Origin of the sequence: Nocardia sp. NPDC087230, from assembly GCF_044744725.1 — a bacterium.
Lineage (GTDB): Bacteria > Actinomycetota > Actinomycetes > Mycobacteriales > Mycobacteriaceae > Nocardia > Nocardia canadensis.
Window position 1 is genome coordinate 31,373 of sequence record NZ_JBIUYV010000005.1, and the last position, 14,874, is coordinate 46,246.

General features: G+C 70.4%; 13 protein-coding genes. 7 read left to right on the top strand and 6 right to left on the bottom strand.

What is annotated here, in order from left to right; all coding sequences use genetic code 11:
- Nucleotides 1-17: 17 nt before the first annotated feature.
- The 4 genes from ACIO52_RS18360 to cysD are packed head-to-tail and all read right to left on the bottom strand — an operon-like array spanning nt 18 to nt 4,772.
- Complete coding sequence (locus tag ACIO52_RS18360; RefSeq protein ID WP_316574741.1) at nt 18-803, bottom strand: SDR family oxidoreductase; 786 nt, start codon at nt 801-803, stop codon at nt 18-20.
- Nucleotides 800-2,017: a hypothetical protein gene (locus ACIO52_RS18365; RefSeq protein ID WP_218720071.1), complete on the bottom strand. Its 1,218-nt coding sequence runs from the start codon at nt 2,015-2,017 to the stop codon at nt 800-802. Before ACIO52_RS18365 ends, ACIO52_RS18360 begins: the two co-directional genes overlap by 4 nt.
- Nucleotides 2,014-3,867, bottom strand: coding sequence for an adenylyl-sulfate kinase (cysC, locus tag ACIO52_RS18370; RefSeq protein ID WP_218720072.1), 1,854 nt, complete (start codon nt 3,865-3,867; stop codon nt 2,014-2,016). The genes ACIO52_RS18365 and cysC overlap by 4 nt, the downstream gene beginning before the upstream one ends.
- Entirely contained in the window at nt 3,867-4,772 is a 906-nt protein-coding gene (gene cysD / locus ACIO52_RS18375) for a sulfate adenylyltransferase subunit CysD (RefSeq protein WP_218720073.1), read from the bottom strand. The genes cysC and cysD overlap by 1 nt, the downstream gene beginning before the upstream one ends.
- A 153-nt stretch (nt 4,773-4,925) precedes the next feature.
- Between cysD and ACIO52_RS18380 the strand changes: the two genes are divergently transcribed.
- From ACIO52_RS18380 to ACIO52_RS18405, 6 genes are all read left to right on the top strand, one after another.
- Nucleotides 4,926-5,792 (top strand): IclR family transcriptional regulator, encoded by an 867-nt coding sequence (locus ACIO52_RS18380; protein ID WP_218720074.1) that lies wholly within the window; start codon nt 4,926-4,928, stop codon nt 5,790-5,792.
- Nucleotides 5,793-5,892: 100 nt separating this feature from the next.
- Nucleotides 5,893-6,843: a hypothetical protein gene (locus ACIO52_RS18385; protein ID WP_316574744.1), complete on the top strand. Its 951-nt coding sequence runs from the start codon at nt 5,893-5,895 to the stop codon at nt 6,841-6,843.
- Nucleotides 6,844-6,884: 41 nt separating this feature from the next.
- Nucleotides 6,885-7,556, top strand: coding sequence for a GntR family transcriptional regulator (locus tag ACIO52_RS18390; protein WP_218720076.1), 672 nt, complete (start codon nt 6,885-6,887; stop codon nt 7,554-7,556).
- Between the two features lie 57 nt (nt 7,557-7,613).
- The gene (locus ACIO52_RS18395; RefSeq protein ID WP_316574745.1) at nt 7,614-8,999 is read left to right on the top strand and encodes an allophanate hydrolase; all 1,386 of its coding nucleotides are present in this window, start codon (nt 7,614-7,616) and stop codon (nt 8,997-8,999) included.
- Nucleotides 8,996-9,685 (top strand): cysteine hydrolase family protein, encoded by a 690-nt coding sequence (locus tag ACIO52_RS18400; RefSeq protein ID WP_402645206.1) that lies wholly within the window; start codon nt 8,996-8,998, stop codon nt 9,683-9,685. Before ACIO52_RS18395 ends, ACIO52_RS18400 begins: the two co-directional genes overlap by 4 nt.
- A 16-nt stretch (nt 9,686-9,701) precedes the next feature.
- Entirely contained in the window at nt 9,702-11,279 is a 1,578-nt protein-coding gene (locus ACIO52_RS18405) for a regulator (protein ID WP_316574746.1), read from the top strand.
- A 7-nt stretch (nt 11,280-11,286) separates the two neighbouring features.
- Here ACIO52_RS18405 and ACIO52_RS18410 read toward each other — a convergent pair whose 3' ends face one another.
- Nucleotides 11,287-11,817, bottom strand: a complete 531-nt coding sequence (locus tag ACIO52_RS18410) for a MarR family winged helix-turn-helix transcriptional regulator (protein ID WP_308248587.1) — start codon at nt 11,815-11,817, stop codon at nt 11,287-11,289.
- A 93-nt stretch (nt 11,818-11,910) separates the two neighbouring features.
- Here ACIO52_RS18410 and ACIO52_RS18415 point away from each other — a divergent pair, with 93 nt between their 5' ends.
- Nucleotides 11,911-14,007, top strand: a complete 2,097-nt coding sequence (locus ACIO52_RS18415) for an MMPL family transporter (protein ID WP_402645210.1) — start codon at nt 11,911-11,913, stop codon at nt 14,005-14,007.
- Between the two features lie 16 nt (nt 14,008-14,023).
- Here ACIO52_RS18415 and ACIO52_RS18420 read toward each other — a convergent pair whose 3' ends face one another.
- A complete protein-coding gene (locus tag ACIO52_RS18420) occupies nt 14,024-14,872 on the bottom strand; it encodes an NAD(P)H-binding protein (protein ID WP_218720081.1) in 849 nt (282 codons plus the stop codon).
- Between the last annotated feature and the right edge of the window lie 2 nt (nt 14,873-14,874).

Sequence of the window (14,874 nt, forward strand, 5' to 3'; positions counted from 1 at the left end):
CGAAGGGAGCTCCTTGCTCAGTTGTGGTATTCGCCGCAGTTGACGTCGAGGGTCTGGCCGGTGATCGCCGAGGACCAGTCGGACGCGAGAAACACCACGGCGCGGGCGATCTCGTCGGGTTCGGGCAGCCGCTTCAGGTCGGACTTCGAGGCGGTCTGCTCGTACACCTGCTCGACGGTGATGCCGTACTTCTCGGCGACCTGCCCGAAATACCACTTCAGCTGGTCGGTCCAGATGTAGCCGGGCAGCACGCTGTTGACCCGCACACCCTTGCCGCCGAGTTCGGTGGCCAGCGTCTGCGACATGGCCAGCAGTGCCGCCTTGGTCAGTTTGTAGCTGCCGTAGCGCGGTTCGGAATGCCGCACGACCATCGAGTTGATCATCACCACGGCGCCCTTGGCCTCGGCGAGGGCGGGCGTGAACGCCTGCGTCATGCGCAGGCCGCCCAGCACCGTCATGTCCAGGCTGGAGCGGATGTGGTCGAAATCGGTGCGGTCCAGCGGCTTCATCGACGGCACCGAGAACGCGTTGTTGACCAGCGCGTCGACCCGGCCGAACGTCTCGACGGTCCGCGACACCAGGTTCCGCACCGCGGCGTCGTCGGTGATGTCGGTGGGCACGCTCAGGGTCGCGCCGCCGGCGGCCTCGATCTCGGCGGCTACCTCGAGCAGCCGCGATTCGGTCCGTGCCGCCAGCACCACCGTGGCACCCGCGGCGGCCGCCTCCAGGCAGATCGATCGTCCGAGTCCGGGACCGACCCCGGACACGACGACGACCTTGCCATCCAACAGTGCCCCGCTCATCCGAGCATCCTCTCTGCGAAAGCCCGCTGCCGGGCGGCGATCCGGTCGCGCCAGCCGGCGGCGTCGATCCGGTTGTCTGTGTAATGGGGAAGGTGCTGGGCGACCTCGGCGACCGGGACCACCGTGACCGTCGGGCCGTCGGCTTCGGTCATCGGCCGGTCGGTGCGCTGCCAGCGGAACTGCAGAATGCCCCGGGTGCGGCCGGTGGTCTCGATCCAGTTCGCGATGCCGGGATCCTGCTTGCTCACCACCATTCGAATCAGGCCGTCCGGATCCACTTGGGCCTGGGCGTGATTGAGGCTGGTCTGGTGGTTGACGTAGTCGAGCGAGATGTACCAGAGGCTGCCGAGCTGGAAACCCTGATACGGTGCGTCGGATTTCGGCACGGTGATCACCAGCGCCTGATCGTCGGCCAGGTCGAAATGGCCCACCGAGGAGTACTGGGTACTCAGGCCACCCGGGGTGAGCCGGGGCGCGGTGAGCGTGTTCACCGGCAGGTCGAGGTAGAACCATTTCGGGAAGTTGAACCAGGTGTGCACCCTGGTCAGCAGCATCTTCGCCGCCGCGCCGTAGCGCTTGCGCATCCGGGCGAGATCCGGCTCGACCGGGGCGGTACCGATCGTGTCGACGCGCTCGATCCGGATCGAGCCCTTGCGCTCGGTCCAGTCGCTGTAGACCTCGCGCACCGCCAGCATCGACGCGCCCTCACCGAGGGCGAAGTAGCCCGGACCGGCGTCCGGCTTGGCGGGGCCGAACCGGATCGAGAAGCTGCCGTCGGCGGCGATGGGGATCCGCCGGTCGTCGAAGGCGTCCGCACCGCCGGGGACGTCGGTCGCGGTGTAATCGCCTTTGAGTACTTGGAAACTGAGGTCGACGGTGCTGCCGCGCACACCGCTCACCACGTACTCGGCGTCGGGCTCGATGTTCGCGTGGTAGTAGAGGGTGTCCGGATTGTCCAGGCCCATCTTGGCGTAGGGCCCGGTCGAGGACACGAAGTACGGATGACTGGTGCCGTGCGCACCGGACAGGCGCAGGCAGGCGGCGACGCTCGCGGCGAGGTAGTCGTAGCCCTCGGCCAGGTCGGCGTCACTGCGCACGAATTCGGCGCCGGCGATGAGCTTTTCGGCCTGGGCGACCGCGGCGGTGAACGGCGCGGTCAGTGGCTCCGGTGGCGCGGTGCTCCCGGCTTCGGTGGCGGTGCTGGAGTGGGTCAACGGTCTGCGATTCCTAGCTCTCGGAGGATATGGGCGGCGATCTCGGCGGGGGAGCCGAGATCGGGGGTGATGACGAGATCGGCGTCGGTGGGTCGCTCGTAGGGCGAACCGACACCGGTGAAGCCGGGCAGCTCGCCCGCGCGGGCCTTGGCGTAGAGGCCCTTGGGGTCGCGGCGTTCGCATTCGGGCAGCGGCGTATCGACGAACACCTCGTGGAACGGCAGCTCGCGCTCGGCGTGGGTGGTGCGCGCCTTGGCCCGCTGCGCGGCGAACGGGCTGATCACCGACACGATCGCGATCGCGCCGGAATCGGCGAACAGCGCGGCGACCTCGGCGACCCGGCGCACGTTCTCGTCCCGGTCGGCCGCGGAGAAGCCCAGGCCCGCGTTGAGTCCGTGCCGCAGGTTGTCACCGTCGAGCAGGTAGGCGGCGCGGCCCGCCGTGACCAGCTGACGCTCCACCTCCACGGCGATGGTCGACTTCCCGGAGCCGGACAGGCCGGTCAGCCAGATCGTGGCCCCGGCATGGGCGCGATCGTCGCGTCCGACCGCCGAGCGATGCCAGACCACCGTCGCCGGTGCGGCGTGCGCGCCGGTGTCGCGTCCGGTGACCATGCCCGCGGCGACGGTCTGGTCGGTGACCGGGTCGATCAGGATGAAACTGCCGGTGCGGCGGTTCTCCCGGTACGGGTCGAACAGCAGCGGCTGGCGGCTGCGCAGGCGCACCCGGGCGATGTCGTTGAGCGACAACGCTTCCACGTCCTCGAGCCGGTGCAGGGTGTTGACGTCGAGCTGGTAGTCGATGGCGGTCACCTCGGCGGGCGAGGTCTGCGCCGCGGTGCGCACCAGATACCGTCCGCCCGCGCGCAACTGGGCGGTCTCGGAGAACCAGCACACCATCGCGTCCAGATCGGCGCCCTGCTGGGGGCGATTGCCCGGTCGGGCCAGCAGATCGCCACGGCCGATGTCGATCTCGTCGTCGAGGGTCAGCGAGATCGCCATGCCGGTGAACGCCTCGTCGACCTTGCCGCCGCCGGGCCCCCAGATCTCGCGCACCCGGGAGGTGTGCCCGGCGGGCAGCACCACCACTTCGTCGCCGGGCTTGAAGATGCCGCCCGCGACGGTACCGGCGTAGCTGCGGTGATCGAGGCCCTGCTGAGCCCGGATGACGTACTGGATCGGCAACCGCGCGTCGATGAGGTTGCGGTCCGAGGCGATGTGCACGTCCTCGAGGTGGCGCAGCAGCGGCGGCCCCGGATACCAGTCCATGTGCTCGGAACCCTCGACGACATTGTCGCCGAGCAGCGCCGAGACCGGCACGAAGCTGAGGTCGCCGACGGTCAACTTCGCGGCGAACGCGGCGAATTCGGCCCTGATCTCCTCGAATCGCTCCTGCGACCAGTCGACCAGGTCCATCTTGTTCACGCACACCACCAGGTGCGGTACGCCCAGCAGGGTGGCCAGGAAGGCGTGCCTGCGGGTCTGCTCGGACACCCCGGCGCGGGCGTCGACCAGGATCAGCGCCAGATCGGCGGTGGACGCGCCGGTGACCATGTTGCGGGTGTACTGCACGTGACCCGGCGTGTCGGCGATGACGAACTTGCGGCGCGGTGTCGTCACATACCGGTAGGCGACATCGATGGTGATGCCCTGCTCGCGCTCGGCGCGCAGCCCGTCGGTCACCAGCGCGAGGTCGGCCGCGTCGCCGCCGCGTTCGGTGCTGACCCGTTCGATCGCGGCCAGCTGGTCGTCGAACAGCGACTTGGAGTCGTAGAGCAGTCTGCCGATGAGGGTCGACTTGCCGTCGTCGACGCTGCCGGCGGTCGCCAGGCGTAACAGGTTGCGGCTCATCAGAAGTAGCCCTCTCGCTTGCGGTCTTCCATGCCGGTCTCGGAGATCCGGTCGTCGGCGCGGGTGGCGCCGCGCTCGGTGAGCCGGGTGGCGGCGGTCTCGGCGATCACCTTCGCCGCGGTGTCGGCCTCGCTCTCGACACAGCCGGTGCAGGTGGCGTCGCCGACGGTCCGGAAACGGACGGTGGCGTCGAAGGTGCGCTCGCCCGGTTGCGGGGTGATGAATCGGCCCGCCGACAACAGCATGCCGTCGCGTTCGACGACGCGGCGCCGGTGCGCGTAGTACAGCGTCGGGAGCTCGACCGCTTCGCGATCGATGTACTCCCAGATATCGAGCTCGGTCCAGTTCGACAGCGGGAACACGCGGATGTGCTCGCCCTGCTGGTGCCGTCCGTTGTAGAGGTTCCATACCTCGGGACGCTGTGCGCGCGGATCCCATTCGCCGAACCTGTTGCGGAAGCTGAACACCCGCTCCTTGGCCCGCGCCTTCTCCTCGTCGCGGCGTGCCCCGCCGAACACGGCGTCGAAGCGATGTTCGCCGATCGCCCGCAGCAAGGTGGTGGTCTGGAGCGGGTTGCGGGTGCCGCCGGGGCGTTCCACCGCGCGGCCGGCGTCGATGTCGTCCTGCACCGAGGCGACCAGCAGGCGCGCGCCGGTGCGGTCGGCGGTCCGATCACGGAACTCGATGACCTCGTCGAAATTGTGCCCCGTGTCCACATGCAACAGCGGGAACGGCAGGGGCGCCGGCCAGAACGCCCGCCGTGCCAGATGCAACAGCACCGCCGAGTCCTTGCCACCCGAGAACAGCAGTCCCGGTCGCTCGAAGGTGGCCGCCACCTCCCGGAAGATATGCACCGACTCGGCCTCCAAGGCCGCCAGGTGCGACAGCTCGTACCCCGTCTGCACTCGTTCACCCACTTCGCTGTGTGCGCCGCCGGCGGATCCGATCCGCCGAGTTGCGTTGTCGAATATTCGACGCTATTGTTCGATATTGTGACACCGACGATAAGCCGGGCCGATCGCGCCGGTCAAGAGGTGACCCCTGACCCGGTGCCTGCGATGAGCGCGGCCGAGGTGGCGTCGCCGCCGACCCAGCGGGTCGTGAAGGTGCTCGAGCTGCTGTCGCGGCATCCGCGGGACCGGCTGTCGCTGGCGCGCATCGTGCGGGAGGCCGGGCTGTCCAGGGCGACCGCGCACGCGGTGCTCACCCAGCTCACCGCCGACGGCTGGACCGTCCGCGACGACGACGGGTGCTACGGCATCGGCCTGCGCCTGCTCACCGTCGCACGGCGCGCCGAAGCGGCGTTTCCGCTGCGCCGCACCGCGGCGCCCCACCTGCGCGCACTGTGCGAACGCACCGGCGATCCGGTGTTCCTCGCCGAACGCGACGGCGACAGCATCGTGGTCACCGAGGTGGTCGGCGACCCGTCCGCGGACTGGATCCGCGCGGGACGCAGGCTCCCGATCGCGCCGCCGGTCTGCCGGGAGTTCGTCGCCTGGGCGCCCGAATCTGTCCGGGCCGCGTGGCTGGCAGCCGCCGACCCGGCCCACCGCGATCGCCTGACCCGCGTACTCGCCGAGATCCGGGAGCGCGGCTACTCCGTCGAACGGCTCGTCGACGACTCCACGCCCATGCTCGAGGTACTCGCCGGACTGCGCGATACGCCGATCACCGCCGCGCTGCGCGCCCAACTCGGCTCGGTCATCACCGAGCTGATCACCATCGACTACCTGCCCGATGAACTGGGTCAGGAGAACGCGGTCGTGACCCTCGCCGCGCCCGTGCGCGACGCGAGCGGCGCGGTGGTGGCGGCGGTGGTCAGTTGCCCCGACACCCGCCTGTCGGCCGCCGCGCTGAACGAGCTCGGCGCGGCGACTGTCGCTGCCGCGGAACGGATCGGCGCGCACGCGATCCATCCGGCCTGACCCACCGGCCGGACCACCCGAGCCCGGCCGTTCGCCGTTACGCTGACGGGGAGAGCCTGACCGCCGGATGGTCGCGGCAGGTGGCAGGAGAGGACTCGACGTGGCGGACGACAGCGATCGCTGGTGGGAGGCGCCGGGCCTGGCGGGGCAGCAGCCGCAGACCGGTCCGGAACCGTACGCGCAGCCCGCGCCCCAGCAGCCCTACGGATACCCCCAGCCGCACCAGGGTCAATATCCGCCACCCCAGTACGGTGCGCCGCCGCAGGGCTACGGGCAGCCACCGTACGGTCAGCAGCCGTACGGTTATGTGCCACAGCCCTCTCCGGGTCCGCCGCGCCGTGGTGGTGGCGGTGCGGGCGTGATCATCGCCGTGGTGGTCGTGGCGGTGCTGGTCGTCGTCGTGGGCATCGTGGCCGTCGTGCTCGGAACGCGCTCGTCCGACGACACCACCGCGTCCCCGACATCGGTCACCTCCGCGGCGGTGCCGACCGGGTCGCTGTCGGGCACCACCACGGCCCCGGTGACCCCCGGTGCGAAGGGCGTGCTCATTCCCACCTATCGGGTCGCCTACGACGTGCCGTCGACCTGGTCGGTCGCCCCCTCCTACGACACGATGAGCTTCACCACCGCGAGCGGTTCCATCGACGGCCGCGGCCAGTCGACCGAGGGCGAGAAGTACTGCCCCGGCTCCGCCTATCGGGCGATGGCCGCGGTCACCACGAGCACGGAGTCCGATCCGGCCGCCGCGGCGAAGACGGTCGCGAAAATCGCTGCCGAGGGCGGGTATTCGGATCCCAGTGGCGGCAAGCTCACCACGCCGAGGTCGTTGACCACCCGGAGCGGCGTCGCCGGACAGTTCGTGGAGAGCACGGGACCGTGGAAGCCCCAGCTGTCCGGCTGCACGGCCGATGCCTACTCGGTCTACACCTTCGCCTTCCGCAATGCCGCAGGCACCCTGCTCGTGCTGACCCTCCTCGTCGACCGCAACACGAGCGGGGAATTGAGCGCCGAGGAGGCCGAGAAGCTGGTCACCAGTCTGCGCCTGGTCTAGCGGCGGAGGCCGCGCGGCCGCGGTGTTCGTAGACTCGACCTATGACGGCAGCGGCATCCGATTCGACTGTGCTACCGGCGAGTCTGGTGGAGATGACGGCGCGGCACGTGCGGGCCGAGGTGCTCAGCGGCGCACTGGCCCCGGGCGCGCGGGTGGGGGAGGAGGCGCTGTGCGCGCGGTTGGGGATCAGCCGGGCGCCGGTCCGCGAGGCGCTGCGTCGCCTCGCCGAACAGGGCTTGATCGAGCACCTGCCGCGACGGGGCTACCGGGTGGTGGTGTGGTCGGCGTCCGACATCGTCGAATTGTTCGAAGTACGCCGGGCGTTGGAGCGCCATGCCTTGACCACCGCGCTGCCCCACGCCGACCTGGACCGTGGGCTCGGGGGAGTGCGCGCGGCTCTCGACGAGCTGACCGAGGCCGACCGGCGCGGCGACTGGGTCGCCCGAGACGACGCGCACCGCCGTTTCCACGCGGAGATCGTGGCGCTGGCGGGTAATCGGCAGCTCGACCAGGTGTACGGCCAGATCCTGGTGAAGCTGCAATTGGCGATGGCCCGCAATCTGCGACAGGAGACCGAGGTGGCCGCGCGCCGCGAGGGTGTGCGCCGCCACCAGGAGTTGCTGGCCGCGGTGGCCTCGAACGACCCGGCGACCGCGGAGGCCGCGCTGAGACAGCACGGCGAGCAAACATACCTGAAACTCGGTATCTGCTAACACATCCGATACAGACGGCGCCTTCGGTCGTCACACATTTTGTCGACAATCGACAACATGATCGGTTCGGCAGGCCCCACGGTCACGGAAATCCTCGCCCAGCACCAGGACGGCAACGGTTCGCCGACCAGAACGGCCGCGCGGGTCGCCGACGCCGTCGCGGCGCGCGGCGACGACGGCACCTGGATCACCCCGGTGCCGCGCGCCGCGTTGCTCGCCGCCGCGGCGGAGATCGAGCGTAGGCCGGGGGCGCGGGCGCTGCCGTTGTACGGCGTCCCGTTCGGGGTGAAGGACAGCATCGATGTCGCCGGCTACCCGACCACGCTGGCCTGCCCGGACTACGGCTACACCGCGACCCGCACCGCGCCCGCGGTTCAGCGGCTGCTCGACGCGGGCGCGTTGTTCGTCGGCAAGACCAACCTCGATCAATTCGCGACCGGGCTCAACGGCACCAGGACGCCGTATCCGGTGCCGCGCAGCGTGTTCGGTGGCGATCTCATCTCCGGTGGCTCGAGCTCCGGGTCGGCGCTGGCGGTCGCGCTCGGGCAGGTGCCGTTCTGCGTCGCCACCGACACCGCGGGCTCGGGCCGAGTGCCCGCCGCGCTCAACGGGATCGTCGGCTGGAAGCCGTCGCGCGGGTTGATCAGCACCGTCGGGCTGGTGCCCGCCTGTCGATCGCTGGACTGCCTGACCTTGATGGCCACCACGGTCGAGGACCTCGACCTGGTCTTCGACATCATCGCCGGGATCGACCACGACGATCCGTGGACGCGGGCGCGCGGGCCGCGCTATCGCGGCGCACCGATCCGGGTCGGCCTGCCCGCCGCGACCGAGCTCGAGTTCTTCGGCGACGAGGCGATGCGCGTCGCCCACCTGGCGGCCCGGGATCGCCTGCCGCGCTCCGGCTTCGACTGCGTGCAGACCACGTTGACGCCGTTCCTGGACGCCGGCGCCCTGCTCTACCAGGGCCCGTGGGTCGCCGAGCGACTCGTCGAGTTCGAGACCTTCCTCGCCGAGCGGCCCGACTCGATGCTGCCGGTGATCCGCGAGATCCTCACCGGCGGGCAGCGATTCACCGCGGTCGAGGTGTTCCGCGCGCAGCAGCGGTTGCAGGAGCTGCGGGCCGGGGTCGGCCGGCTGTGGGCGGACTTCGACGTGGTGATCGTCCCGACGATCGGCACCACCTTCACCGTCGAGCAGGTCCTGGCCGACCCGATCGCGACCAACACCGTCCTCGGGCACTACACCCACTTCGGCAACCTGCTCGACCTCACCGCGGTCGCCGTGCCCGCGGGCACCACCCGCGACGGCAGGCCGGTCTCGCTCATGGTGTTCGGGCCCGCCCTGGCCGACGATGTCGTCCTCGCGGCCGCCGCCCGCCTGCTCGACGAACCCCGCGCTGTCACTCCGTCACCCGCCACCGTCCTCGAGGACCACCGATGACCGAGATCCCCGCCACCCCGGCACCGTTCCCCTTCGACCCGGCCACGACCGCGCTGCTCGTGATCGACATGCAGCGCGACTTCCTGCTCCCCGGCGGCTTCGGCGAGAGTCTCGGCAACGATGTCGCGCTGCTGCGGACGGTCATCGACCCGCTGGCCGGGCTGCTCGCCGCCGCGCGCGCCACCGGCATACCGGTGATCCACACCAGGGAGGGGCACCTGCCCGATCTCTCGGACTGCCCGCCCGCGAAATTGCGGCGCGGCGCCCCGTCCCAGCGGATCGGCGACCCGGGCGCGTTCGGCCGGATCCTGATCCGCGGCGAGTACGGACACGACATCATCGACGAACTCGCGCCCATCGAGGGCGAGGTGGTGATCGACAAACCGGGCAAAGGCGCGTTCTACGCGACCGAGCTCGGCGAGGTACTGCACCGGCTCGCGATCACCTCGCTGCTCGTCACCGGCGTCACCACCGAGGTATGCGTGCACACGACCGTCCGCGAGGCCAACGATCGCGGCTACGAGTGCCTGGTCGTCGCCGACTGCGTCGGCTCCTACTTCCCCGAGTTCCAGCGCGTCGGGCTGGCGATGATCGCCGCCCAGGGCGGGATCTTCGGGTGGGTCGCCGACTCGACCGCTGTCGTCACCGCGCTGACGGCCACCACCGCTTCACCAGTCACGGCCTAGCGAACAGGAACAGCCCATGTCCGTCGACACGACCACCACCAGCAAAGCCCCCGAACCTCCTGCGCCCCTGGTGCTTCCGTGGTGGACACGCGGTGACACCAATGCCTTCTTCGGTCTGGCGTTCAATATCCTGGTCAACGTCTTGACCCTCACCACGCTCACCATCGCCGTGGTGCGGATCCCCAGCGGTGATGTCCTGGGCACCGTGCTGCCCGCGCTCGGGGTCGCGCTGGTGCTCGGCAATCTCTACTACATGGTCCTCGCGCGGCGGCTGGCCCGGCGGGAGAATCGCGGCGACGTCACCGCACTGCCGTACGGACCGAGTGTGCCGCACATGTTCATCGTCGTGTTCGTGGTGATGCTGCCGATCTACCTGACGACCGGAGATCCGTTGCGGGCGTGGGCGGCCGGGCTGGCCTGGGCGTTCATGATCGGGGTGATCGTGATGATCGGCGCCTTCGTCGGGCCCGCCATCCGCCGGGTCACCCCGCGCGCCGCGATGCTGGGCACCCTCGCCGGCATCTCGATCACCTTCATCGCGATGCGGCCCGCCGCACAGATGTGGGAGGTGGCTTGGATCGGTCTGCCCGTGCTGGCCATCATCCTGATCGGCTTCTTCACCGATGTGAAGCTGCCGGGCAATATCCCGGTCGGGCTGGTGGCGCTGCTGGTGGGCACGGCGATCGGCTGGATCGGCGGCTACATGTCCGCACCCGATGTGGCGCAGGCGGCGAGCGATATCGCGCTGGGCCTGCCGGATCTGCGCCTGGATCTGCTGTTCGACGGATTGAGCAACCTCGCGCCGCTGCTGGCCACCGCCATTCCGCTCGGCATCTACAACTTCACCGAGGCGATGAGCAATGTCGAGAGCGCCGCGGCGGCCGGGGACAACTACAACCTGCGCAGCGTCCTGCTGGCCGACGGCTTCGGCGCGATCATCGGGGCAGGCTTCGGCTCCCCGTTCCCGCCCGCGGTCTACATCGGCCACCCGGGCTGGAAGGACGCCGGCGGGCGCACCGGATACTCGCTGGCCAGCGGCCTGACCATCGGCGTCATGTGCCTGCTCGGCCTGTTCGGAGTGCTGGCGACGCTGCTGCCGATTCCGGCGATCGTGCCGATCCTGCTCTACATCGGCCTGCTGATCGGCGCCCAAGCCTTCCAGGCGGTGCCACGACTGCACGCGGTGGCCGTCGTCGCCGCCCTGCTGCCCAATCTCGCGGAGTGGGCGGTAACCCAGATCGACAACGCGTTGTCGGCGGCGGGCACCTCGGCCGACAAGGTCGGGTCGGCGGCGCTGGGCCAGGCCGGTGTGGTGTACGACGGGCTGAAGACGTTCGGCTCCGGGGCGGTGCTGGCCGGTCTCGTGCTCGGCGCGATCGTCACCTTCGTTCTCGACAAGCGTTTCCGCGCCGCGGGACTGGCCGCGCTCATCGGCGCGGTACTGAGCTGGATCGGTCTCATCCACGCCCACGCGGTCGAGTGGGCGGCCGCGCCGCAAGTGGCCCTCGGGTACGCGTTCTTCGCGATCGTCTGCCTGGCCTACTCACTGGTGCCCTCGGCCGCGACCGAACCGGCGGCGGTCGACGAGACCTGATCGCCGCTCAGCCGGTGCCGTGCTGGTCCGCGGACTGTCCGGGCTCCGGGAGTTCGGTGTAGAACTCGCGCAGCGCCGCCGTCACTCCGACCAGCACCCGGTGGGCCGCCGCCAGATCGCTGTCGGGCAGATCCGCCAGCGCCGCCCGGACGCGCGCGCTGAGCGGGCCGAAGAATCCGGCCGCCACGGCCATGCCGTCCTCGGTATAGCCGAGATGGACGCGCCGCCGATCGGTGGCATCGGGTACTCGCGCGAGATGGCCGGATTCGATCATCCGCTCGACCAGATAGGTCACCGCGGGCGCGGACACGCCCATGAGTTTGCTCAGCTGGCCTGCGGTGACCGGCGCGCCCTCGGCGTCGGCGGTCGCCACGTGCATCAGGGCGCGGAAGTCGTTCGGGCGCAGATTGTTCGACCGTGCGAAGACGTGGCCGATCTGTTCCGAGATCGCGGTCAGCGCGCGCAGATCCCGGGCGATCTCGGTTTGCAGCTCCGTCCGGTCGACGGCCGGATCGGGCTCCGCGATGTCCTCGCCCACGCACTGTCTCCTCTCACTGTCCGGCTGCGAGCTTAGCGTCCGGATCCTGCGACGTTGCCTATTAGTTAAGTTTCTGAAATAGTCTCCCTCGTGATGGGAGACAGCGACGGAAATGGCTGGGACCGGTTCGCCCGACTGGTCACCGGACGGCGATCGTGGGCGGTGCTGCTGGTAGTGCTCGCTGTCGCGGTCGCCGTGATGGCGCTGGCCGGCGGCAACGACAGTGCGGGTCAGGCGCCGGTGTCGCTGCCCGGGTCGGCGGAATCGGCACGGGCGGCCGAGGCCGTCGAGCAGTTTCCCGACGCGGGGACCGCCACCGCGATCATGGTGGCTACGCGCGTCGACGACGGCGTGCTGACCCCGCCGGACCTCGCGGCGGTGGACGCCGCGCTCACCCGGGCCGGGGTGCCCGCGCCCGAGGGACCGCGGGTCGTTCCCGCGCCCGACGGCCGCGCCGTCCTCGCGCAGATCCCGGTGTCGGCGGAGCTGAACGGTTTCGCGCTCACCGATCGGATCGCCGAGTTGCGCGTCGGGCTCACCGCCGAACTGCCGGATTCGTTGCGCGTGCAGGTGACCGGCGGTCCCGCCTTCGGCGCGGATATCGCCGACTCGTTCTCCGGCGCGAACACCCTGCTGTTGCTGGTCACCGCGCTCGTGGTGATGGTGCTGCTGATCGTCACCTATCGCTCGCCGGTGCTGTGGCTGGTCCCGTTGACCGTCGTCGGCCTGGCCGACCGCGTCGCCACGAGCGTGGGCACCGCGCTGGCCCAGGTCACCGGGCTGACCTTCGACGGGTCGACCTCCGGGATCACCAGCGTGCTGGTCTTCGGCGCCGGAACCAACTACGCCCTGCTGCTGGTGTCGCGCTACCGCGACGAACTGCACCGGCACGACGATCATCGGATGGCCCTGCGCGCGGCGGTGCGGCATGCCGCACCCGCCATCGTCGCCAGCAACGTCACGGTGGTGCTGGCGCTGCTGACGCTGTTGCTGGCCCTGCTGCCCAACACCCGCAGCCTGGGCGCGTTCGCCGCGGCGGGCCTCGTCGTCGCCCTGATCTTCGTCCTCGCGGCCCTGCCGCCCGCACTGGCGCTGTGCGGACGAAGGGTGTTCTGGCCGTTCGTGCCACCCGCGGACGGTCGCGATACCGCCGCGCACGGCGTCTGGTCGGCCGTGGCCACGCGCGTGGTGCGACGGCCCGCGATGGTGGCCGGTGTCGCGTCGGCGGTCCTGGTGGTGCTCGCCACCGGGCTGGCCACCACCGACATCGGACTCTCGCGCACCGAACAGTTCCGGGTCGACGCCGAATCGGTCGACGGGCTCGAGACCATGGCCGAGCACTTCCCGTCCGGCTCCTCGGACCCCGCCGTGGTGATCGCCCGGACGAGCGCCGATGCCGCCGTGCGCCCTGCACTCGAAGGCGTGCGGGGTGTTTCGCGGGCCACGGTGTCCGGTGTCTCCGAGGTCGGCACCACCCGCTGGTCGGTCGTGCTGGACGCGGCACCCGGCTCGGCGGAGGCATTCACCACCATCGAAGCGGTCCGCTCGGCCGTCGGCGCGGTCCCGGGCGCCGAGGCGCTCGTCGGCGGATCCGATGCCGAGGCGCTCGACATCCGCGATGCCGCCCGCCGGGATCAGGCGCTGGTCATCCCGCTGATCCTGGCCGTCGTGCTGCTGGTGCTGCTGGCGCTGTTGCGGGCCGTTCCGGCGGCGGTGCTGCTCGTCGGAGTGACCGTGCTCAGCGCGCTGGCGGCGCTCGGCGCGGGCAGCTGGATCAGCGGCACGGTGTTCGGGTTCCCGGCCCTGGACACCAATGTGCCGCTGTTCGGCTTCCTGTTCCTGGTGGCCCTGGGCGTGGACTACACGATCTTCCTGGTGACCAGGGCCCGCGAGGAGGCCGGAACGTACGGCACCACACAGGGAATGGTGCGTGCCGTCGCCTCGACGGGGGCGGTGATCACCAGCGCGGGTGTCGTTCTCGCCGCGGTGTTCTGTGTGCTGGGCGTTCTGCCGTTGATCACGCTGACCCAGCTGGGCATCGTCGTCGGTATCGGCATCCTGCTCGACACCTTCGTGGTGCGGACCCTGGTTGTCCCGGCGCTGTTCGCGTTGCTGGGCGACCGGGTCTGGTGGCCGTCGTCGCCCGCGAGGACCGAGGACGCGGGCGCCGAGCCGGTCCACGCGTCGTGAGGACGGGGCCTGGCGATCAGGCGTCGTGCGGCAAGGACGCCAGGTAGTCCCGGAAGTCGGTGGCCTGGTGTCCGGTGAGGGCGGGCACCGCGTCGGAGACCTGGGCGAGATCGCCCTGGGCGATGGCGGTGTAGGTGCTCACCCAGCCGTCGACCTCCCACTGCGGCGCGTGGTAGCCGGCGCGCGTGGCGTAGGCCTCCTCGACGGTCTGATCGACGAAACGGTAGGGGCGGCCGAGGATTTCGGTCATGTCGGCCGCGGCGGTCGGCAACGTGAAGGCGCGCGGGCCGGTGAGATCGAAGGTCTCGCCGGTGTAGGTGGTCGAGGCCAGTACGGCGGCGGCGCAGTCGGCGACGTCGGCGCGGGTCACCGCGGCCACCTTGCCGTCACCGGCCGGGCCCGCGATGACGCCGTCGGCATCGGCGAAGTGCGGGATGATGTCCTGATACTGGTTGTCGCGCAGGAACGTGAAGTCCAGACCGGACTGGCGGATGGCCTGCTCGGTGTACCAGTGGTCGCGGCCGAAGGTGAAGGTGCAGTCCGGTGCCGCGCCGACGAACGACAGATACACGATGCGCCGGACACCCGCGCTCCGAGCGGCGTGCACCACTGTGGCCTGCTGCGCGGCGCGGTCGGCGCTCTCCGTGGCCGAGACGAAGAAGAAGGTCTGCACACCTTCCAGCGCGGGTGCCACCGTCGCCGGATCGGCGAAATCGAGGACCGCCCGGCTCGCGCCCGCGATGGCCGGCAGGCGGTCGAGGCGCCGGCCGAGCAACCGCAACGGTGCGCTCGAGTCCGCGAGCAGCCGGGCGACCCGCCCGCCGATCTGTCCACTGGCCCCTGAAATCGCAATGGTTTCCGGCATCC